Origin of the sequence: Neobacillus cucumis, from assembly GCF_002860255.1 — a bacterium.
Classification (GTDB): Bacteria; Bacillota; Bacilli; order Bacillales; family Cytobacillaceae; genus Neobacillus; species Neobacillus cucumis_A.
Window position 1 is genome coordinate 94,262 of record NZ_PGVE01000052.1, and the last position, 22,313, is coordinate 116,574.

Annotated in this window: 17 protein-coding genes and 1 pseudogene; 16 read left to right on the plus strand and 2 right to left on the minus strand. The window is 39.0% G+C overall.

The window, feature by feature from the left end; all coding sequences use genetic code 11:
- Window positions 1-200: 200 nt before the first annotated feature.
- On the minus strand, window positions 201-1,754 hold the full coding sequence (locus CVD27_RS13735; protein WP_101648477.1) for an ABC-F family ATP-binding cassette domain-containing protein: 1,554 nt from the start codon (window positions 1,752-1,754) through the stop codon (window positions 201-203).
- 1,004 nt (window positions 1,755-2,758) lie between these two features.
- Here CVD27_RS13735 and CVD27_RS13745 point away from each other — a divergent pair.
- From CVD27_RS13745 to CVD27_RS13815, 16 genes are all read left to right on the plus strand, one after another.
- Window positions 2,759-4,354 (plus strand): response regulator transcription factor, encoded by a 1,596-nt coding sequence (locus CVD27_RS13745; RefSeq protein ID WP_101648479.1) that lies wholly within the window; start codon window positions 2,759-2,761, stop codon window positions 4,352-4,354.
- A gap of 17 nt (window positions 4,355-4,371) precedes the next feature.
- Window positions 4,372-6,168: a cache domain-containing sensor histidine kinase gene (locus CVD27_RS13750; RefSeq protein WP_101648480.1), complete on the plus strand. Its 1,797-nt coding sequence runs from the start codon at window positions 4,372-4,374 to the stop codon at window positions 6,166-6,168.
- Window positions 6,165-7,136, plus strand: coding sequence for a substrate-binding domain-containing protein (locus tag CVD27_RS13755; RefSeq protein ID WP_101648481.1), 972 nt, complete (start codon window positions 6,165-6,167; stop codon window positions 7,134-7,136). The genes CVD27_RS13750 and CVD27_RS13755 overlap by 4 nt, the downstream gene beginning before the upstream one ends.
- 234 nt (window positions 7,137-7,370) lie before the next feature.
- Window positions 7,371-7,802 (plus strand): RbsD/FucU family protein, encoded by a 432-nt coding sequence (locus CVD27_RS13760; protein WP_101648482.1) that lies wholly within the window; start codon window positions 7,371-7,373, stop codon window positions 7,800-7,802.
- 70 nt (window positions 7,803-7,872) lie between these two features.
- A complete protein-coding gene (locus tag CVD27_RS13765) occupies window positions 7,873-9,378 on the plus strand; it encodes a sugar ABC transporter ATP-binding protein (protein WP_101648483.1) in 1,506 nt (501 codons plus the stop codon).
- Window positions 9,379-9,414: 36 nt separating this feature from the next.
- Complete coding sequence (locus CVD27_RS13770) at window positions 9,415-10,419, plus strand: ABC transporter permease (RefSeq protein WP_101648484.1); 1,005 nt, start codon at window positions 9,415-9,417, stop codon at window positions 10,417-10,419.
- Between the two features lie 64 nt (window positions 10,420-10,483).
- Window positions 10,484-11,473: an ABC transporter substrate-binding protein gene (locus CVD27_RS13775; RefSeq protein ID WP_101648485.1), complete on the plus strand. Its 990-nt coding sequence runs from the start codon at window positions 10,484-10,486 to the stop codon at window positions 11,471-11,473.
- 122 nt (window positions 11,474-11,595) lie between these two features.
- Window positions 11,596-12,585, plus strand: a complete 990-nt coding sequence (locus CVD27_RS13780; RefSeq protein WP_101648486.1) for a Gfo/Idh/MocA family protein — start codon at window positions 11,596-11,598, stop codon at window positions 12,583-12,585.
- Between the two features lie 15 nt (window positions 12,586-12,600).
- Window positions 12,601-13,251, plus strand: coding sequence for a class II aldolase/adducin family protein (locus CVD27_RS13785; RefSeq protein WP_101648487.1), 651 nt, complete (start codon window positions 12,601-12,603; stop codon window positions 13,249-13,251).
- Between the two features lie 17 nt (window positions 13,252-13,268).
- Window positions 13,269-14,765, plus strand: coding sequence for a rhamnulokinase (locus tag CVD27_RS13790; RefSeq protein WP_101648488.1), 1,497 nt, complete (start codon window positions 13,269-13,271; stop codon window positions 14,763-14,765).
- Window positions 14,762-16,552, plus strand: a complete 1,791-nt coding sequence (locus CVD27_RS13795; RefSeq protein WP_101648489.1) for an L-fucose isomerase — start codon at window positions 14,762-14,764, stop codon at window positions 16,550-16,552. Before CVD27_RS13790 ends, CVD27_RS13795 begins: the two co-directional genes overlap by 4 nt.
- 142 nt (window positions 16,553-16,694) lie before the next feature.
- On the plus strand, window positions 16,695-17,363 hold the full coding sequence (locus tag CVD27_RS13800; RefSeq protein WP_101648490.1) for a transaldolase family protein: 669 nt from the start codon (window positions 16,695-16,697) through the stop codon (window positions 17,361-17,363).
- 77 nt (window positions 17,364-17,440) lie between these two features.
- On the plus strand, window positions 17,441-18,949 hold the full coding sequence (locus CVD27_RS13805; protein WP_101648491.1) for a xylulokinase: 1,509 nt from the start codon (window positions 17,441-17,443) through the stop codon (window positions 18,947-18,949).
- 189 nt (window positions 18,950-19,138) lie between these two features.
- Window positions 19,139-20,737 carry a xylulokinase gene (locus CVD27_RS13810; RefSeq protein WP_101648492.1) on the plus strand — a complete coding sequence of 533 codons (1,599 nt, stop codon included), beginning with the start codon at window positions 19,139-19,141 and terminating at the stop codon, window positions 20,735-20,737.
- A 112-nt stretch (window positions 20,738-20,849) separates the two neighbouring features.
- Window positions 20,850-21,026 (plus strand): hypothetical protein, encoded by a 177-nt coding sequence (locus CVD27_RS28140; protein ID WP_180960278.1) that lies wholly within the window; start codon window positions 20,850-20,852, stop codon window positions 21,024-21,026.
- A 318-nt stretch (window positions 21,027-21,344) separates the two neighbouring features.
- Window positions 21,345-21,740, plus strand: a complete 396-nt coding sequence (locus CVD27_RS13815; RefSeq protein ID WP_257984358.1) for a DUF3427 domain-containing protein — start codon at window positions 21,345-21,347, stop codon at window positions 21,738-21,740.
- On the opposite strand, the pseudogene CVD27_RS13820 reads toward CVD27_RS13815, so the two are convergent.
- Window positions 21,654-22,122 (minus strand): annotated as a pseudogene (locus tag CVD27_RS13820) ((deoxy)nucleoside triphosphate pyrophosphohydrolase). The gene CVD27_RS13815 and the pseudogene CVD27_RS13820 overlap by 87 nt on opposite strands.
- Window positions 22,123-22,313 lie beyond the last annotated feature (191 nt).

Here is a 22,313-nt window from a genome sequence, read left to right on the forward strand (position 1 = left end):
TTGTTATTAAATTTCTGATGTCTACACAGTCCACACATGTGGAAGCTGTTGCAAAATTAATATTAAAATAGATTCTAACTTTAGATTGGATGAGCTTTTTTAAAAAATCTTAAGTATATTTTTATTGAAAAATTTTGGATGGTTTATAAAAAGGGGTACCCAAGTGAAATTTTATTCATTGGGTACCCCTTAATTTTTATTTAAAACACTTTCGTAGTCCAATCCTCACAATTCCAAATATCAGTCGCAATTTCACGATAGAAATCAGGTTCATGGGATACCATCAAAATACTTCCGCGATATGCCTTTAACGCACGCTTCAATTCTTCTTTTGCGTCCACATCCAAGTGATTGGTAGGTTCGTCTAGGATTAATAAATTCGTTTCTGTGTTAATAATTTTACACAATCGGACTTTGGCTTTTTCCCCACCAGAAAGGACTTCAACTTTACTTTCAATATGTTTCGTCGTTAATCCACATTTTGCTAGAGCCGCTCGGACTTCAGCCTGATTCATACTAGGGAACTCGCTCCAAATTTCTTCAATACAAGTGTTGTAATTGGCCTGTTTAACTTCCTGCTCGAAGTAACCAATGTGTTGATACTCACCACGTTCCACTTTACCCGAAATTGGATTAATTAGCCCAAGAATACTTTTTAAAAGAGTAGACTTCCCAATACCGTTTGCACCCACGAATGCGATTTTTTGTCCGCGTTCCATTTTCAAATTCAGAGGGCGAGAAAGTGGTTCATTGTAACCAATAACAAGATCTTCAGCCGTGAAAATATAACGACTAGCTGCACGAGCTTCTTTGAAGTTAAACTCTGGTTTCGGCTTCTCTTTCCCCAATTCAATAACTTCCATTTTGTCGAGCTTCTTCTGACGAGACATCGCCATATTACGAGTCGCAACACTTGCCTTGTTACGAGCAACGAAGTCTTTCAAATCAGCAATTTCTTGTTGTTGGCGCTTGTAAGCAGACTCTAGCTGTTGCTTCTTCATTTCATGAATTTTTAAGAAGTTATCATAGTCACCAACATAGCGATTCAACTCTTGGTTTTCCATGTGGTAGATCAAGTTAACAACATTGTTCAAGAATGGAATGTCATGTGAAATCAAGATAAATGCATTCTCATATTCCTGTAAATAGCGCTTCAGCCATTCGATATGCTGTTCATCCAAATAGTTCGTAGGCTCGTCTAGTAATAGGATTTCAGGCTTTTCTAGCAAAAGCTTAGCTAGTAAAACTTTCGTACGTTGCCCACCGCTAAGATCATCTACATCTCGATCGAGTCCAACATCGTCTAACCCTAGACCACGAGCAACTTCCTCAACTTTTGAATTAATTCGATAGAAATCATTACTATCTAAAGTTTCTTGTAGCTCTCCAACTTCTGCAAGTAATGCATCGATGTCAGCACCATCATCACCCATTTTTGCATAAAGTTCATTGATTTCTGATTCAGCATCAAAAAGATATTGAAAAGCAGTACTCAAAGCTTCACGCATCGTAGTACCCTTTTGAAGTACAGCATGCTGATCTAAATAACCAACACGAACTTTTCGTGACCACTCCACTTTCCCCTCGTCGGGTTGTAACTTCCCAGTAACAATATTCATGAAAGTAGACTTACCCTCACCATTTGCCCCAACTAGTCCAACGTGCTCCCCTTTTAAAAGTCGAAAAGACACATTATTAAAAATCGCACGATCACCGAAACCATGACTTAAATTTTGTACATTTAAAACGCTCATTTTTTTAACCCCTCTATCTAATGTCACATGTGGATATCTTACTAGATTTTGGCTGCTTTTTCTATCTTGAAGTTATTTTTGTGAAAATTAGGTTTGCCCCATCTTAATAAAAGAAGATTATTGAATTATATTTACTGGGGTGTATAACAGTTAAGTAAGAGTCTATTATACAACCGAACCTAGAGGAAAGAAATGAGTTATTCCCATTTGGGAATAAATGTAGAAAAAATGAAAGAATTGGTTGAGTTCTAAACAAAATTTAAAAAAACAGGTGTAACTCATCAACACCCCATGTATTCCCACAAACAGAGCGTCAGCTTTGTTTGGTGTGTCATGAGAAGGAGGATATTCCGTTAAATGTGGTCAGGGACTTTGATTTAATGGATGATGGGGACCCAACGACCCCTCCTATATTTTCATGCGAGAAATGTGGTGGACAAATCTACCCTGAATACTATAAAGGAGTACAAAGCATAGAATACAAACTTTCGGATATACTCAAAACCAAAAAGGACCGGGCGGTTTTTGCCCGGTTTTTCTTATGCCTGCATCATGTAAGTGTTTCTTCATTTTAAGCTCAGAAAAAACGGAATTAAGTTCTTTTTTATAGTTGATTCTATTGACTATTTTGGTCTATCATGTAGAAGACACCTCTTCTATATGGTTTGTGATTTCTAGTCAATCTCACTCTACCAATGAACGAGGTGTTTTTCATTTTTTATTAACCATGTAAGATAAATAATAGATTTACTTAAAATTCAATACAATTAACGATTAACGCTTATTTTATCGGTGCGAAAGTTGAGTTAATTACTATTATCACAAACGAATTAAGGAAAAATAAAGAGGCATGAGTACGGTTGCTCAAGTAGTTGCCTAAATTTCTGTGTATAACTTTTTGGGTTTAGATTAAAGTGGGTTATTTCTTGTTAATCATTGGCAAGTTTTTATTGTATAATGAATTCTGAATAATAGCATCGTTTTTGATAGAGAGGGAGCAGAGCATGTATAGAGTTGTTCTTGTTGATGACGAAGAAATCGTACGCGAGGGAATTCGAAACAGAATCCCGTGGGGAGAATTAGGTTTCGAGCTAATCGGTACAACAGAAAACGGTCAAGAGGCATTACATATGATTCAATCAAACCAAGTGGATCTTCTAATAACTGACATTTCTATGCCAATCATGGATGGTTTGGCCTTAACTGAGAAAGTAAAAACCATTTTTCCATCTATAAAAGTCATTATCTTAAGCGGATACGATCAATTTGAGTATGCTCAAAATGCAATAAAACTCGGGGTGCAAGATTATATTTTAAAACCAATTACTTCCAAAGAAATGAAAACGCTATTATTGGATGTGAAGAAAACATTGGATGAAGAGATGTCTGGTAAGGCGTACCTTGAGTCTTTACGAAGACAGGTTAAGGAAAGTCTTCCTCTTTTGAAAGAGAGGTTTCTGAATCAGCTGATCTCTTTTCCCGTTTCAGATGAGGAGTTTGGTCGGAGTTGCAGCTATCTTTCCATTCCGCTATCCACGCCTTCGTGTATGGTTTTATTAATAGATTTTGATTCTATGGATCATGGTTTTGAAGAAACACAGCTGTTACAATTTGCGATCCTAAATTTATCTGTCGAGTGGTTTAGGGGGCGGGAGGAAATGATTGCCTTTAGTAACAGGCATGGACAAACTGTTATCCTCATGTCTTGTTTGAATGAGCAGCATGCTCAAGAATTAGCATTTTCCATTTCGAAAGAAATTCAGGAGGTCATACAGGCTAAGCTGAAAACCGCGGTGACAATTGGAATAAGTAATCTCGCTTCTCAGGCAAAGGATATCCATGTTTGTTATCAGGAAGCATTAGCAGCACTTGAATACCGTTTCATATTGGGTAAAAACCAAGTTATCCATATTTCTGATATGGAAAAGAAACAATCGGTGTTTTCTCAGCCCTTGGATTTGGAGAAAAAACTGTTGACGAATATCAAAGTAGGATCTATAGAAGAAACACATCAACTGATAGATTCGATCTTTTCCTATTTGGAAAAGTCGGGATTAAATCGTTGTAAACTCTATATTATGGAACTGTTAGTCATGATCAATAAAACATTTTATGAGCTAGGATTAGAAGCGCAGCCATTTTGGGGAGAGTCCCTTGGCCCTATGACAGAATTTCATCAATATAAGACAATGAATGAAATTAAAGATTGGCTAAAGAGTGTCTGCAAGGATGCAAATCTTCTAATCTCCGAAAAGCGTACCTCATCAGTCAAGCAGCAAGTGGAACAAGCTAAACAATATATACTAGACCACTATGCTGATAGCAGCATTTCATTATCAACTATCTGTAAGTATCTTCATGTCAGTGTCAGTTATTTCAGTTTAACTTTTAAGAAAGAAACCGGAGAGACATTTGTTGAATATTTAACCAAATTTCGCCTCGAAAAAGCTAAGCAACTATTAAGGGGGACAGATTACAAAACATATGAAATTGCTGAAATGGCAGGGTACAGTGACCCCCAATACTTTAGTACGGTATTCAAGAAGCAAGTGGGAGTTTCCCCGAAAGATTACCGGTCGTCAGTACAGACAGCAAGATAGGGAGAGTGGGATAGGCCTTGCAAGCAAAATTAAATAAACAATGGATAAAGCACATTTTTCTGCAGTTAAATAGTATTCAATTTCATATAGCTTTTTCTTTTTCTGCTCTTATTTTAGTGATTATTACCATTATTGGTTTTGTTTCATATGATAAGTTTTCCAATACTTTGGAGGAAAATGCAAAGGAATATAATCTCCAGCTTACGAAACAGGTAAAGGAGAATGTCGATTACTATATTCGTTATATGGATGATATTTCCTCCATTGTTCAAAACGATCCAAGCTTCCAGCAGTACTTTTCTTCAAATGAAAATGGAAGTTTCATAGAAAAAGGAGAACAGGAGAATAAGCTGATTGACTTATTCAATTCGTTTATCAATGCAAGAAATGACATCGTTTCCATATTTGCTTTTGGTTATAACGGCCAAATCCTAAAAAGCAATCCTAAACTCAAAATTAAGGATGATATCAAGATTGAGAATCAAGATTGGTACCTAGCAGCTAAAGAGTCCCATGGAGAGCCCGTTGTTTCTTCCTCCCATGTGCAAGCCTTTGTGGACGATCCTCATTGGGTCGTGTCCTTAAGCAAAGAGCTAAAAAGTACGGATAGTCATGCGAGAAAAGGGATCTTACTCATCGATCTAAATTACAAAATTATCTCTGAGATATGTAAAAAGGTTCAATTGGGGTCCAAAGGCTACATCTTCATCATGGATAAGCAAGGAAATATCGTTTACCACCCCCAGCAGCAGATGATTTACAGCAGGCTCAAAACGGAAATGATTACCCAAGTATTGAACGCAAAGGGGAAAAGTTTTGTTATCGATCACGACGGGGAGAGAAAGCTTTATACGATTACTACCTCTCATTTAACGGGGTGGAAGGTCGTAAGTGTGACGAATGTAAACGATATGATCATGGATGGAAAAAAGACAAAGAAATTTTTTATGATGATGATTGTCATTAGTCTTTTACTGTCTCTCCTAATCGCCATTGTCATTTCAAGCCGAATTTCCCGTCCAATTAGAAAGCTTGAATTATCAATGAAAGAGGTAGAAATGGGGAATTTCGATATTGAATTAGATTTCTCTTATAACCATGAAGTGGGAAGATTGAGCAGTTCATTCAATATGATGACAAGAAAAATAAAGGAATTGATGCAACAGGTCGTTGAAGAGCAGAAAGCGCTTAGAAAAAGTGAAATTAAGGCTCTGCAGTCTCAGATTAATCCTCATTTCTTATACAATACATTAGACTCGATTATTTGGATGGCAGAGAGCGATCAAAATGAAGAGGTGATTGATATGACATCTTCTTTAGCTAAACTGTTTAGGATCAGTTTGAATAAAGGGAATGAAACCGTGTCGATTAGCGGTGAGATAGAACATGTCAAAAACTATTTGCTTATTCAGAAGATGAGATACAGGAATAAACTGGACTTTATTATCGATGTTGATCCTGCGATCATGTCCTACCAAACGATTAAATTAATTCTACAACCCTTAGTTGAGAATGCGATTTACCATGGGATAAAAAATAAAACGGGGAAAGGCCTCATTCGAATTCTTGGCAAGGAAGTGGAAGGAAAGGTTCTCCTTCAGGTGATTGATAACGGAGTAGGAATGGATTCGTCTAAAATTAAAAACATCTATTCTGATGAATATCGTGAAAACTCAAAAGGAAATGGAGTAGGGGTCAAAAATGTGCATGAACGCCTTCAAATCTATTATGGACAAGATTTTGGCGTGTCCTTTCAAAGTGAGGTCAATCAAGGAACGACAGTTTCTATTTGGATACCGGTGGTAACCCTATGAAAAAATGGCTGATTGGTCTATCTATCATTGCAATCCTTACAGCTGCTTTTACTTGGAAAGTGATATATGCCAAGCCTGTTCCTAAATCACCTTGGAAGATCATCATTATTGCCAAATCGAAGGATCTTGATTTTTGGAAACAGGTTAAATGGGGGACAACAACCGCGGGAACGGAATTTCATGCAGAAACGGTATTTTGGGCCCCTTCTTCTGAGAAAAATGTTAATGAACAGTTGAAATTGATGGAAAAAGCTATACATAATAAGCCGGATGCGATTATTTTGGCTGCGGCAGATTACAAGCGCCTTGCTCCCCTGGCACAGAAAGCGAAAGAGAAAGGGATCCATTTGCTGACTGTGGATTCAAGGCTGCCTGATCAATTATCTGAAGGCCATATCGCCACAGATAATGTCAGGGCAGCCGGACAAGCAGCTGACTATCTGGCTCATCTTGTAGGAGGAAAGGGGAAGCTCGCTATTATTAATACTGTGGCTGGAACTGCCACGGCAATCGAGAGAGAAAAGGGATTTTTACAGGTCATTAAGAAATATCCAGATATTCAGGTTATCGACATTAAATTCAGTGGAAGTGATGTGAGTGAAGCTTATCGGCTAACAAAACAAATTCTGAAGGATCATGCTGATTTAAAAGGCTTTTTTGGCGCTAATGAGTTTACGACCCTCGGCATTGCCTTAGCTAATAAGGAGATGGGGCTGACATCGGAGGTTAAGGTGGTTGGATTTGATAGTTCTCCAAAAATATTAGACCTTTTGAGGGATAGAGCTCTAGAAGCAACAGTTGTTCAGAAACCATTTAATATGGGATATTTAGCTGTTAAGCAGGCTGTGTCCATTTTAGAAGGGAAACCTAAGGGAAAATTACTATATACAGATTCAGAAATTATAACAAAAGACAATATGTATTCTCCTGAAAATCAAAAACTGTTGTTTCCTTTCGAAGAACATTAAAAGAAGTAGTGAAAAGATGGGATTTATTCCTATCTTTTTTTTTGTGGAAGATTTCAAATAATATGTGGAATATTTTAAATTAATTAATTTTTTAAACAGTAGTATCCTTATAACAAGCAACAAAATGATATAAAAGGTGAGGACAAAAAGTGGAAAGCGCTTTAAAAAAAGTGGGAACAATTCAATTTCCCGGTTCCCTGCCTAATCTAAATATAAACCGAAAGGGCGATAGAAATGCTAAAAGGAATACCCAAAATAATTAGTCCTGATTTTATGAAAATACTTTTAGAAATGGGACATGGGGATGAAATTATTTTAGCGGATGGAAATTTCCCTGCTGCTTCTTGTGCGGCTAACTTAATCCGATGTGACGGGCATGGGGTTCCTGAAGTATTAGAGGCAATCTTAAAATTCCTTCCATTGGATACTTACAGTGATCATTCTGTTTCACTGATGAAGGTAGTCGAGGGGGACCCTGTTGTTCCATCCATTTGGGAAACCTATGAGTCGTTGATTAAAAAATACGATCATCATTTTGAAGAATTTGAAATGGTTGACCGTTTTGAATTTTATGAACGGGCAAAGAAGGCATATGCAATTGTTGCAACTGGTGAAAGCGCTCTCTACGCTAACGTTATTCTAAAAAAGGGAGTTGTGACCGAGTAACACCATAGTTAACTAATTGATATAAGAAATTTATTTGCCTTACAAAATTGATAGATTAGTAGGTGATCAAATGAGTAAAAATTTACTGGAAATGCAAGGAATAAGCAAGGCTTTCCCAGGTGTACAAGCACTTTCTGGTGTTCAATTTGATTTAAATGAAGGCGAAGTTCATGCTCTTTTGGGGGAAAATGGAGCCGGGAAATCCACACTAATGAAAATTTTAACTGGTATCTATCAAAAGGATGCTGGAACGATAAAGTACCAGGGAAAAGAAATAGAGATACCAAACACAAAAGCGGCGCAAGGGCTTGGAATCAGTATTATTCACCAAGAACTTAATTTAGCCCCGCATTTAACAGTTGCCCAAAATATTTTTATCGGAAGGGAACCTAAAAATTTTTTAAATCTTTTTTTAGATGAAAAAGAGCTTAATAACAGAGCTAAAAAATTATTCGCGAGATTAAATGTTAACCTTGATCCTCGTGAATTGGTAGGTAATTTATCGGTTGCTAAGCAACAGATGGTTGAAATCTCAAAGGCTCTTTCCTTTGATTCAAAAGTATTGATTATGGATGAGCCAACCGCCGCCTTAACGGATACCGAGATCGATGCATTGTTCGTTATGATTAGGAAATTGCGTCAAGATGGTGTGGGAATTGTTTACATCTCTCACCGTATGGAAGAGCTTAAGAAAATTACTGATCGTGTATCGATTATGCGAGATGGTACATATGTAGGAACCATAAACACAAAGGATGCAACCATTGATCAAATTATTTCGATGATGGTTGGAAGAAAAATTGATAATAATCAAAAACCAATTATTAGTCAACAGAGCAGGGAAAAGGTACTTGAAGTAAAGGGCTTAAACAGGGGAAAGGCTATAAAAGATGTAAGCTTTGAACTTTATAAGGGAGAAATTGTTGGCTTTGCCGGATTGATGGGGGCCGGAAGAACAGAAGTGGCTCGTGCCCTATTTGGAGCAGACCCAATAGATTCGGGGGAAATTCACATTAAAGGCCAAAAGGTGAATATTAATAGTCCCACTGATGCTGTACAAAATGGAATTGGCTATCTGTCTGAGGACCGTAAGCAATTTGGTCTCTTAGTAGGGATGGATGTAAAAACAAATGTTGCGATTGCAACCATGAAAGACTATTTAAAACCTCTCGGGTTTATGAATTCTTCTAAGATCCATCAACAATCTGAAGAGATGATTAAAAAATTAAGAATCAAAACACCGTCAGGTAACCAATTGGTGAAAAATCTTTCAGGTGGAAATCAGCAAAAAGTTGTCATTGGAAAATGGTTAACGAGAGATTCAGATATTTTAATCTTTGATGAACCTACCCGTGGGATTGATATCGGGGCAAAAGACGAGATTTACAGGCTGCTAAATGAGCTGGCTGAGCAAGGGAAATCCATCATTATGATTTCCTCGGAACTTCCTGAAGTATTGAGACTGAGTCATAGAATCGTTGTTATGTGTGAAGGAAGAATTACTGGGGAATTGAAAAATGATGAGAAAGCGTCGCAAGAATCGATTATGGCGCTTGCAACCAAGCGAATTGGGTAATGAATACAAACACAGATTATAAGGGAGTGGACATGAATGGAAATGCAAAAAGCAGTAGTCTTGCCAGTTGAAGAGAAGAAGAAAAAAATGGTCAATGCAAATGCTCTTCAGCAGGTACTAGCATTTGCAAGTTTAATTGTGCTTATTTTAATCTTTGCAATCTCTTCATCTAACTTTTTTCAATTCGATAATATTATCGGAATTCTTTTGTCAACAGCAGTAACTGGGATCCTTGCATTAGGTGCGACGATGATTATTGTTACAAGCGGAATTGACTTATCATGTGGAACGGTATTGACCTTATCTTCGGTTATGACTGGTGTTTTTGCCGTCAACTTGGGTTTACCGGTTTGGGTAGCAGTTCTTGGGGGGATTTTAACGGGTGCTGCAGCTGGGTGGATCTCCGGCGCTGCGATTGCAAGAATGAAGATTCCGCCATTTATCGCCACATTAGCCATGATGATGATTGCTAAGGGATTGGCTCTTGTTATTTCTAAAGCTACTCCAATCTATTTCACCTCTCTACCAGGCTTTAACAAAATTGCTATGGGATCGATTATCCCTGGGTCAGGTATTCCCAATGCTGTTTTCATCTTTTTTGGAATGGCCATAGTAGCTAGCATCATTTTAAATAAAACCATCATCGGAAGATATACATTTGCCCTTGGAAGCAATGAAGAAGCGACTCGCCTATCTGGAGTGAGTGTTAATAAGTGGAAAATAATCATTTACATGCTTGCAGGTGTTTTTACAGGGGTCGCAGGTATCGTAATGGCATCTCGTTTAAATTCTGCTCAGCCAGCGTTAGGCGCAGGATATGAATTGGAAGCAATTGCAGCAGTTGTAATCGGGGGAACTTCCTTAAGTGGTGGTACAGGAACCATTCTTGGAACTGTTATTGGGGCTTTGATTATGAGTGTGTTAACCAATGGTCTGCAAATTCTTTCAGTACCTCAAGAATGGCAAACAGTCGTTGTTGGACTAGTTATCTTACTAGCTGTTTACGCAGATGTTTTAAGAAACAAAAAATCAGCAAAATAACGGCGGGTACCACTCTCTAAAGAGAACAATATATAAAATTAATTTAACGTAGGGGGAATTCAAATTGAAAAAAACAAAAGCAGGTTTAGTTGTATCGTCAGCACTCGCACTCTCCATAATTCTAGGCGCATGCTCTTCAAACAATGCAAGCACAGAAAGTAGTAAAGCTCCTGAAAAAAATGACGGAAAGCGTTATGTTGCCATCATTTCAAAGGGCTTCCAACACCAATTCTGGCAGGCTGTCAAAAAGGGAGCCGAGGAAGCAGCAGACAAATATGATGTGAATATTACGTTTGTAGGCCCTGAAACGGAAGCACAGGTTGATAAACAAGTTGAAATGCTTCGTAATGCACTGGATAAAAAGCCAGATGCAATTGGCTTTGCAGCACTTGACTCTAAGGCGGCTCTCCCTTTATTGCAACAGGCACAAGACAAAAAAATTCCAGTTGTAGCATTTGACTCAGGTGTTGAAGGGGAAATCCCGGTAGCAACTGCAGCAACGGATAACAAAGCTGCGGCAGCACTAGCAGCTGACAAGATGGCTGAATTAATTGGTGAAAAAGGGGAAGTGGCCGTTGTTGCTCATGACCAGACAAGTAAAACAGGTGTTGATCGACGAGATGGTTTTGTAAATGAAATCAAATCAAAATATCCAAAAATTAAGATTGTTGATATCCAATATGGCGGTGGTGACCAATTAAAATCAACTGACGCTGCCAAGGCCATAATGCAAGCGCACCCAAATTTAAAAGGTCTATTTGGTACCAATGAAGGATCAGCGATTGGGGTAGTAAATGCTGTTAAGGAATTAAACAAAAAGAAAGTGACTGTAGTCGGCTTCGACTCTGGAAAACTTCAAATCGATGCGATTAAGAGTGGTGTAATGGCAGGGGCAATCACTCAGAATCCAATTGGAATTGGTTACGAAACAGTTAAAGCTGCTATTGATACTCTAGATGGTAAAAAAGTTCCAAAAACAATCGACACTGGTTTCTTCTGGTACGATAAGACGAATCTCGATGATCCAAAAATTAAAGAAGTTCTTTACGAATAAAATCAAAGGTGGAGAGGCGGTTCAATGGCTGAACAGCCTCTCTATCCCAAATTGAATATACGTTATTAAATCATTAAATAAAAACGAATCACATTTGCTATTTAGTAAATAGGGGTGAGTGAATGGAAAGAAAAATAAAATGGGGAATTCTTAGTACCGCCCAAATTGCTGTAGAGAAGCTTATTCCTGCTATTCAAAGATCAACCAATGGGCAAGTTTACGCGATTGCCAGCTCCAGTGGAAAAGCCAAGCTGGCAGCAGAAAAATTTCAAATACCTGTCTTCTACGAAAGTTACGATGAGTTATTGGCAGATCCAGCGATTGATGCTGTATACATACCACTTCCAAATAATATGCATTATGAGTGGACCATAAAGGCTGCAAAAGCAAAAAAACATATCTTATGTGAAAAGCCAGCTGCGCTAGAGGCAGAACAGGTTGCGGAGATGATATCGGTTTGTAAACAAAACGGTGTTATGTTCATGGAAGGGTTCATGTACCGATTCCATCCACAGCATCAAAAGGTAAAAGATTTAATTAAGGATAAGGCAATTGGTGATGTGAAGCTCATGAGAGCATTTTTTTCCTTCTTTATGGAAGAACGGGAAGGAAATATTCGCTTAAACGCTGATTTAGGCGGAGGTGCCTTGTTTGATATTGGATGTTACTGTGTCAATTCTCTTCGGTATATTGTGGAGGAAGAACCGCTTAGCTTGAAAATCCTTTCAGAGACCAATCAGGATGGCGTCGATACATCGGCTGCCGGGGTACTCCTGTTCCCGAACCATGTTCTTGCTACGTTTGCCTGTAGTTTTGATGCAGATTCTAAGGATGAATATGAAATTGTCGGTACAAATGGAACCATCCGCGTTCCATATGCTTACCGCCCAGATCTGCAATCAGGCAGGGGAGTTGTCCAACTAGTTAAGGATGGTGAGCTGACAGAGTTTATGATAGAGGGGGATCAGTATCGATTAGAGGTAGAGCATTTTGCAGACTGTATCCTTTCGAACCAGGAACCTATCTATTCAGGTGAAAATAGTTATAACAATTTGAAAGTCATTCAAACACTTTATCAATTGCTAGAAGCAAACAAAGAAAATAATGCTTAAACGGAGGTGTTACCGTTGTTAAAGGTGATAAACGAGTTGAAATTATATTCAACTAAGATTGTTCAAACAGGGCTTGTGGTAGGCGCAGGCGGGAATTTAAGTATGAGAGACGGAAACATCATGTACATTTCCCCTAGTGGTTATGATTTGCAGGAAATCGAGGATCACCAATGGGTACGGGTCAATATTGAAACAGGTGAAATTTTAGATGATTTAAAGCCATCTTCCGAAATATTAATGCATCTTGAATGTTACCGAAAACGCCCGGATATTACATCAGTCTTACATGCTCACCCAAGTTATTCGGTAGGGGTATCATCAACCGGACAAAATATTCCAAGTCTATTTCCGGATTTTCCAGCTATCATTAAGAGCGTTGCCTACCTTGAATATATGATTCCAACTACTGAAGTACTAGCAAATGCTGTATCGAATGTGATCTCCGAAAATGATGTAGTGGTCATGCGAAATCATGGAGTGTTAACGGTAGGTAAAACGATGAAGGAAGCCTATTTCTTTATGCAGATTATGGAGGAATCGGCTAAGGTCTATACCATTGCTTCAACCGTTGGAGCACCCAGAGTGCTAACGGAAGAAGAATGTCAGGATTTAAGAAATCTATCTTCAGAGAAATACCGATCACAATTATTGAAAGAAGCAAGGTAAGTAAAGGGCGTGAATGCATGAATAAAGTTTGGGCTTTCGATTTAGGTGCATCAAATGGCCGCTTAATGGTAAGCGGTTTTGATGGGAATCGCTTGTTTTTAGAAGAAGTCCATCGATTTCCTAATCATCCCGTCCATGTAACCGGTCACTATTATTGGGATATCCTGCGAACTTTTCAGGAAATGAAGGCAGGGATCGGAAAAAGTATAAAAAAAGGCCATAAATCAATTGAGTCGCTATCAATCGATACATGGGGTGTTGATTTCGGTCTTCTTTCGGAAACGGGTGAGTTGCTTGGAAATCCATACTCTTATCGAGATCCACATACAAAGGAAAGTCTGATGGAACTATTAAGTGTGATTCAAAAAGAGGTCTTATATACCAGGACTGGGGTAGAGCCTGCGGCAATCAATACAATATGTCAGCTTTATGCGATTAAAAATAATAACTCGAGTTTGTTAGAAAGGGCCAAAACCCTTTTATTAACGCCCAATTTGCTTAGTTATTTTTTTTCAGGTGTTAGAGCAAATGAATATACGATTAGTACAACCACATCTTTGTTCAATATTCAGGAGCGTAATTGGGACTCCGATCTAATGGAGCGTTTAAATCTTCGCAGAGATATGATGGCAGATATTGTTATGCCTGGAACGATACTTGGACCAACACTCTATACCATCCAAAACGAATTCAGTATCGGTCCTGTAAAGGTAATAGCTGGAGCAGGTCATGATACCGCGTGTGCACTGGCTGCCCTGCCAATCCAAACGGAAAATTCCGCTTTTATGAGTTGTGGCACTTGGATTTTAATGGGAGTACAAGTAAAGAAGCCTGTTATTACAGAACAGGCATTAGAATGGGGATTTACAAATGAGGGAACGGCCGATGGTGAATACAGGCTCCTCAAAAACATTATGGGAATGTGGCTTATCCAACAATGTAAGTCTGCATGGTCAAAAGAAGGCAGGATTTTTACATACGAGGAGGAGGCCCAGCTTATTCGGGATACCGCCTCATTTACTAGTTTAATTGACCCTGATGATTCAGCTTTCTTTAACCCGAATCATATGCCGGAACAAATTAGAAATTATTGCATTAGAACTGGTCAGGAGGCACCTGAAACTCCAGGGGAATTCCTTCGTTGTATCTTGGTGAGTCTATCACTTAAATACCGGTGGGTTTTAGAGAAACTTGAGCAACTTGCTGGAAAGTCAATCGAGACTATTCATATGGGCGGCGGGGGTATCCAAAATGAACTGTTCTGTCAGTTTACCGCAAATGCGACAAACCGGACTGTAATCGCTGGACCTGTTGAAGCCAGTGCAATCGGAAATTCGTTAACACAGTGGATTGCACTTGGAAAAATGAAGGACTTAAAAGAGGGCCGTGAAATTGTCAAAAATTCCTTTCCCGTTAAGGTATATGAACCTCAAAACCAATTAGAATGGCAAGAAGCATATGGACACTTTATTAAACTATTAACTAATTACAATGTAGAGGAGACTTTATCATGACAACCGTTCAAAACAGATTCTATGGGAAATTGCCAAAAATTGGTATCAGACCAACAATTGATGGAAGAAGAAATGGAGTTCGCGAATCTCTTGAAGATATGACTATGAATCTGGCAAAATCAGTAGCAAACTTGTTAACAGAGAATTTACGTCATTACAACGGCGAGCCCGTCAAATGTGTGATTGCTGATACTTGCATTGGGGGAGTAGCTGAAGCAGCACAAACAGCCGCAAAATTTTCGAGTGAAGGAGTAGGAGTATCTATTACGGTGACACCATGTTGGTGCTATGGTTCTGAAACAATGGATATGACTCCAGATATTCCAAAAGCAGTATGGGGATTTAATGGAACAGAGCGCCCAGGAGCAGTTTACCTTGCAGCAGTGTTGGCGGGGCATAATCAAAAGGGCATTCCAGCCTTTGGCATCTATGGTAAGGATGTACAGGATTTAAGCGATACTTCTATTCCTCTGGATGTACAGGAAAAACTTTTACAATTTGCAAAAGCGGGTCTTGTGGTTGCCAGCATAAAAGGAAAATCCTATCTATCAATGGGTTCCGTATCAATGGGAATTGCCGGAAGTACGGTTAACCCAGACTTTTTCCAAGACTATTTAGGAATGAGAAATGAATATATTGACATGACAGAATTTGTAAGACGGATGGATGAGGAAATATACGATAAAGAAGAATTTCATCGAGCATTAAACTGGGTAAAAGAATATTGTCAGGAAGGCCCTGATAATAATTCTGCAGACATGCAGAGAACGAGAGAGCAAAAGGATAAAGACTGGGAAGTCAGTGTCAAAATGACATTGATTGCAAGAGATTTAATGGTAGGCAATCCTAGTTTAGAGAAAATTGGCTATGGGGAAGAAGCTTTAGGACATAATGCCATCGCAGCGGGCTTCCAAGGTCAGCGTCAATGGACAGATCATTTTCCGAATGGCGACTTTATGGAAACTATTTTGAATTCCTCCTTTGATTGGAATGGAATTCGCCCTCCATACATTATGGCAACGGAAAATGATAGCCTAAACGGGGTATCGATGTTGTTCGGCCATCTATTAACAAATACTGCTCAAGTTTTTGCGGATGTAAGGACCTATTGGAGCCCTGAGGCGGTAGAACGTGTAACGGGTTACAAACCAGAAGGTTTAGCAGAAAATGGTTTTATTCATTTAATCAACTCAGGTTCTGCTGCTCTTGATGGTACCGGTGAGCAAACAAAGGAAGGTAAGCCGGCCATAAAACCGTTCTGGGAAATTACTGAGGATGAGGCACAGAAGTGCTTGAATGCAACTTCATGGAGACCTGCATCCACAGGATATTTCCGTGGTGGCGGATTCTCAAGTGATTTTCTAACAAAGGGCAATATGGAGGTAACAGCTTTTCGAATCAACCTTGTTAAAGGTTTAGGGCCTGTTTTGCAAATTGCAGAGGGCTACACGGTTGAGCTTCCAGAGGAAGTTCATCATACCTTGGACCAACGGACAGACCCTACCTGGCCAACAACGTGGTTTGTTCCAAATTTAACAGGTGAAGGTGCATTCAAAGATGTTTACTCCGTAATGAATAACTGGGGTGCCAACCACTGTGTAGTGAGTTATGGACATATTGGAAGTGAATTAATTACATTAGCTTCAATGCTCAGAATTCCAGTTAATATGCACAATGTCAGTGAAGAGCAAATTTTTAGGCCAAGTGCATGGGGAATGTTTGGAACGAAAGATCCTGAAGCAGCTGATTACCGTGCTTGCCAAAACTTCGGTCCTTTATATCGTTAATGAACTAAAGAAGATGCCTCAAAAAGGGGATATTCCCTTTTTAGGCATCTTCTTTATAAAATTTTCAACTAATGGTAATTGCGTTGATTGGGCTAATAGTTAGCATTTCTATGAACAAAAAAGCAGAAAAGGAGAGTAGAATGTGAAAATTTTTATTGATTCAGCTAATTTGCAACAAATTCGCCACCTAATAGAGAATTACCAAATAGAAGGGGTAACAACCAATCCCAGCATTTTAGCAAAAGAAAAAGAAGATTACTGGGATGTATTAAAGCAAATACAGACCATTATTGGTAGGGAAAGACCGTTGTTTGTCCAAACACTTTCAGAAACAGCAGATGAAATGGTTCAAGAAGCGGAAAACATCGTTCAGACACTGGGTGGAAAAATTTATATTAAAGTCCCTGCAGTTAAAGAGGGATATAAAGCAATGAAGGAATTAAATAAACTTGGAATCAATACACTTGGCACAGCTATTTTTACAGCCCAACAGGCATTAATGTGTGCTAACTGCGGTATACAGTATGTAGCACCATATGTAAATCGAATTGATCAACTCTCTGGAGATGGTGTTGGAGTTGTAGCTGACATTGTCAAGTTGTTTAATACTTTCCAATTGCAAACAAAAGTATTGGCAGCTAGCTTTAAAAATGTAAACCAGGTCCATAAATGCAGTTTAGCAGGTGCACATTCTATTACAGCCAGTCCTGATATTATTGAAGCTCTTCATGAACATCCTTCGTCCATTATTAGTGTTGAAGGATTTTCTAAAGATTGGCAGAAACGTTTTGGAGTCATTAACTGCAAATAAGTTTTAGTGAAAAGTAATGGGGAAGACTGCTCATAAACCTTACTTTATCCAAAAATTAACCGAGAGGAGTTATTTTTTTGGAAACATATATCTTGGCTCATGACTTAGGAACAACAAATCATAAATGCACATTGTATCGTCAAGATGGTGGAATCGTTGCTTCTAATTCCTGTTCATACCCAACATTTTATCACCATGGAGGGATTGCTGAACAGGATCCCAAGCATTGGTGGCAAAATGTTGTGAAAACAACAAAGGAAGTATTGACATCCATTTCACCATGTAACATTGCAGTAATCACTTTTAGTGGACATATGAATGGGTGTTTACCGGTAGACAAAGAGGGAACCCCTCTCTACATGTCTATTATTCACGCTGATTCCAGAAGCAAACAGTTTGAAAAGGAAATTTTTAATAAGGTCGATGAAGATCAACTATACAAATTTACGGGAAACAGAATCGACCCTCATTACACTTTGATGAAAATGTATTGGTTGAAAAAACGAGAACCTGAAAAATATAAAAAATCTGCCTTTTTTTTACAAGCAAAGGACTATCTTGCCTATAAGATGACCGGAACGTTAGGTGTGACGGATTATTCAGATGCCTCTTTGAACGGTGCTTTTCATTTGCTTAATAAGAAATGGGAAGATTCCATCTTTATGGAATTAGCTCTTGATCGTTCTAAAATGCCGGATATCGTTCCTTCAACACAAGTAATTGGCCATGTTAGCCATACAGCAGCATTGGAAACAGGACTTACTGAAGGGACTCCCGTGGTCATTGGTGGCGGAGATGGTGCATGTGCTACCATGGGAGCTGGATGTATAAATGAAGGGGACATGTATATTAACTTAGGCACAACTGCTTGGGTTTCCAAAGTAACTGACGTGCCATATATTGATCCTTACAAACGGGTTTTTAACCTTTGTGACTTAAATCCTAATTATTACAATGTGTTAGGGACCATGAAAACGGCTGGAGCCGCATACGAATGGGCAATAAAACAGTTTTCGACTATTAGCGATTGGAGCACGATGGAGGTTAGTTTAGAATTTGAACAGTTTGAGGAGCAGATTCAACATGTCCCTGCCGGATCCCGTGGAGTAGTATTTCATCCCTACTTATTAGGAGAAAGATCACCTTTATGGAATGATTCGATTCGCGGAAGTTTCCTGGGCTTGTCTCTATATCATAATCGATTTGATTTAGTGAAAGCAGTCCTGGAGGGGGTTTCATTTTCACTTGCATCCATAGCAGAAATTTTGAATGCTGACAAATTGGCAAAAGAAGTAAAAATCATCGGCGGTGGTGCAAAAAGTAAAGCGCTTACTGGGATTCTATGTGATGTTATGCAGCTTCCGGTTCAGTTAAACCATAATCTATCTGATGCCACTTCGCTTGGTGCTGCAATAGCCGGTGGTGTTGGAATTGGAATGTTCCAAAGTTTTGAAGAAGCAGGCCAATTAGTAAAAAGGGGTAAAAGACTTGAGCCGGAAAAAGAATTTGCAGACCTATATCAGCGTCGAATGGAACTTTTTAAAATGCTATATGAACGAATTAAAGATATAAATATTGTGATTTGATCTTCAGATAAATTGGATTAGGGGTCTCTTTAGGCATTGGTTTGATCCTCAGTATTACAAAATACTTAAAAAAATCGAGAAGTTCCATTTTTTTAACCTGCAAAAAGCAAGCACGCCCTAAATATGGGAGCCTCAATCGAGGAGAAGATAGCCCCGGCATAACGATAATCTATTTTGGAGGAAAGTCACATGAGTTTTGAAATAAAAAATGCCATTCAAAATGGCAAAACAGTGCTTGGTATTGAGCTTGGTTCAACACGGATAAAAGCTGTCCTTATTGGAGAAGACCATGTGCCGATCGCATCTGGCAGCCATGACTGGGAAAATAGCTATGTGAACAATATTTGGACGTATAGCGAAGAGAATATATGGAGGGGTTTACAGGATTGCTATCAAAAGATGGCGACTGATGTGAAACAGCAATATGGAGTATCTATAAAAACAGTAGGCGCGATCGGTTTTAGCGGGATGATGCATGGCTATATGGCTTTCGATAAGGATGGAGAGCTTCTCGTCTCTTTTCGCACCTGGCGTAACAATATCACTGAACAGGCTTCAAAAGCTCTGACAGAACTGTTTAATTATCAAATTCCACAAAGATGGAGTATTGCTCATCTCTATCAAGCAATCTTAAATCATGAAGAGCATATTGCAAACATTAGCTTCCAGACTACCCTGGCTGGTTATATTCATTGGAAACTGACCGGACAGAAGGTACTGGGAGTTGGGGAAGCATCTGGTGTTTTTCCGATTGATTTAAATACAAGGAACTATAATCAAACCATGATTGATCAATTCAATGAATTGATTGAGCCTAATCATCTGCCATGGAAACTGGAAGATATTTTACCAAAGATATTGCTGGCGGGAGAAAACGCAGGCGTGCTGACAGAAGCAGGGGCGAAGCTATTGGATGTTACCGGAGAGCTTGAGGACGGTATTCCGCTTTGTCCGCCGGAAGGTGATGCAGGTACCGGAATGGTCGCTACAAACAGCGTTGCGAAGCGTACGGGTAATGTTTCGGCGGGAACTTCTGTATTTGCCATGGTGGTCCTAGAGAAAGAACTCTCCAAAGTATATCCCGAGATCGACCTCGTGACTACCCCTACTGGAAATCTGGTAGCAATGGCCCATTCCAACAACTGTTCTTCAGACCTGAATGCATGGGTAGGCTTGTTTGACGAATTTGCAAAAGCAATGGGTATGGATGTTGATATAAATAGGTTGTATGGAACTCTGTACAACTTGGCCCTTCAAGGAGATTCCGATTGCGGCGGCTTACTCGCATATGGTTATCTGTCCGGTGAACACATTACTCACTTCGAAGAAGGACGTCCATTGTTTGTCCGTTCCTCCGATAGCAATTTCAACCTGGCTAATTTCATGCGTGTCCATTTATTTACGGCATTGGGCGCGCTCAAATTGGGTATGGATATTCTTCTCAATCAAGAAGAAGTGAAATTGGATGAAATCCTTGGTCACGGCGGTTTATTTAAAACCAAAGGTGTGGGACAGAGAATCATGTCCGCTGCTCTCCATGTTCCAGTTTCCGTTATGGAAACAGCAGGAGAAGGCGGAGCCTGGGGGATTGCCTTACTTGCAGCTTATATGATAAACAAAGTGAATCATGAAACATTGGAAGAGTATTTAAGCCAGAAAGTTTTTGCAGAAAAAGCAGGTATGACGATGTCACCTGATCCCGAGGACGTCGAGGGCTTTAAGCAATTTATGAAACGTTACACCATTGGACTTGCCATTGAAAGAGCGGCAATAGACTATCTTAAATAGAAGCAAGGGGACGGTTCTCTTGCTTCTTTTGTGCGCTTGGCAGCGCACTGAACTTAAGGGTGAAAGTCCCTAACACACCGTAGGTGTGGCGGAAGTGTATAGCTGACAAGCAATGCTTGGCCGTGAGGTATCGTGCGGAGGGCTTGAAGGCAAAACTCGGAACAGGCGACTAAAACTAAACCATGTTGTTGGCTGGCGGAAACGGATTACCCTTCAAAAGAAGGGGACTTCAAATACCACAATTATTGCTGTTAGTTATGAGGACTGGGTTCGAGGGAAAGTTCAGTGACGTGACCCAAGGAGACCTCATCGTGTCCTTCTAGCGGTAAACCCTAAACAAGCTCGTGTTGGGGAAGTTAGGATTATGGATGGTGAGGAGTCAGAGCAGGGGATAGTAGTGAATAAACTCACCGGAAAAGTCGCAAAGATGAGTGACTCAATATCTATTATTGAGAGGAGCTTTTACCCAAAAAGAAGAAACTCTGTGTTAAGCCCGTCTGTCCATGAGAAGAAAAGTTTATTAATTTAGGAAACGTCATGTACCAAACAGGAGCCGGTGGTTACTTTCTAACTATCGGAAAATTCATAGTTCTTTAGAGGCTCCGGTTTGCTTGCGAATGGGAATGAGTATTTTTTATTTATTGATCTACATAAGGAAGAGGATGTAAAGGAAAGTATTAATTATAAAGATAAATTTATTAATCCAGGTGAATTTCAATGGCAATCAGTAAACAATACCACTCAACAGTCCGAAAGAGGGAAGAATATAATATTTAATAAACAACGAGGTGTTAATCTTCATTTGTTTATTAGAAAGTATAGAGAAATTGATGGAAAAACGGAGCCTTATATTTATATAGGGAAAGGAAATTCCATATTTTTCGAAAGAGATAAGCCGATTACAGTCAGAATGGAATTAGAAAATGAAGTTCCGGCTAGTCTTTATACAGAGATTACGAAAAAAAGTCTTCTCAGTTTGAGAAGACTTTTTTTCATTAATTAACTGTGCAACTGCTGGAATGTCAGCTGGGGCCCATTTAAGAGAATCAAGATTTTCTCTTTTTACCCATATAAGCTTAGCGTGCTCACTTTTTGTAGGAGATCCTTCAACCACTCTACATTTGATGGAAATTAGATTAATAATAAATGTTTCGTACTCGTGTGTATTGACATTAAATACTTCTTTGTATGTATCAATTTTACAATCTAACTCTTCGGAGATTTCTCTCTCTAATGCTGAGAAGATGTCTTCATTTGCTTCTACCTTTACCACCTGGGAACTCCCACATATTTGGAATAGACATTTCAGGCGATCTTAGTGCACATAAGATTTCTTGGTTTTCATTTTCAATAATTGCTGCGACTACTTTTACAAGCTTTTTCATGATAGCCTCCTACAAGGGTGATCTATTAGTAAAAATCATATCATCTTTTACTAGAAAATTCTCGTTAACGACAATTTAAGAAATTTAAAGAGGTATGGCTCTTGTTACCTGTTATTGAAAGTAGCAGTAACAACTACACTTTAAAACTAATTAACGTGTAGTTAAATTGCCAGAGCTCTAAATATTGAAGA

What these genes read in the sequence shown, in the direction of transcription:
- CVD27_RS13770 (WP_101648484.1), top strand. Translation starts at nt 9,415, where the DNA reads ATGGAAATGCAAAAAGCAGTAGTCTTGCCAGTTGAAGAGAAGAAGAAA.
- CVD27_RS13765 (WP_101648483.1), top strand. Translation starts at nt 7,873, where the DNA reads ATGAGTAAAAATTTACTGGAAATGCAAGGAATAAGCAAGGCTTTCCCA.
- CVD27_RS13790 (WP_101648488.1), top strand. Translation starts at nt 13,269, where the DNA reads ATGAATAAAGTTTGGGCTTTCGATTTAGGTGCATCAAATGGCCGCTTA.
- CVD27_RS13755 (WP_101648481.1), top strand. Translation starts at nt 6,165, where the DNA reads ATGAAAAAATGGCTGATTGGTCTATCTATCATTGCAATCCTTACAGCT.
- CVD27_RS13795 (WP_101648489.1), top strand. Translation starts at nt 14,762, where the DNA reads ATGACAACCGTTCAAAACAGATTCTATGGGAAATTGCCAAAAATTGGT.
- CVD27_RS13810 (WP_101648492.1), top strand. Translation starts at nt 19,139, where the DNA reads ATGAGTTTTGAAATAAAAAATGCCATTCAAAATGGCAAAACAGTGCTT.
- CVD27_RS13760 (WP_101648482.1), top strand. Translation starts at nt 7,371, where the DNA reads ATGCTAAAAGGAATACCCAAAATAATTAGTCCTGATTTTATGAAAATA.
- CVD27_RS13735 (WP_101648477.1), bottom strand. Translation starts at nt 1,754, where the DNA reads ATGAGCGTTTTAAATGTACAAAATTTAAGTCATGGTTTCGGTGATCGT.
- CVD27_RS28140 (WP_180960278.1), top strand. Translation starts at nt 20,850, where the DNA reads ATGCTTGGCCGTGAGGTATCGTGCGGAGGGCTTGAAGGCAAAACTCGG.
- CVD27_RS13780 (WP_101648486.1), top strand. Translation starts at nt 11,596, where the DNA reads ATGGAAAGAAAAATAAAATGGGGAATTCTTAGTACCGCCCAAATTGCT.
- CVD27_RS13745 (WP_101648479.1), top strand. Translation starts at nt 2,759, where the DNA reads ATGTATAGAGTTGTTCTTGTTGATGACGAAGAAATCGTACGCGAGGGA.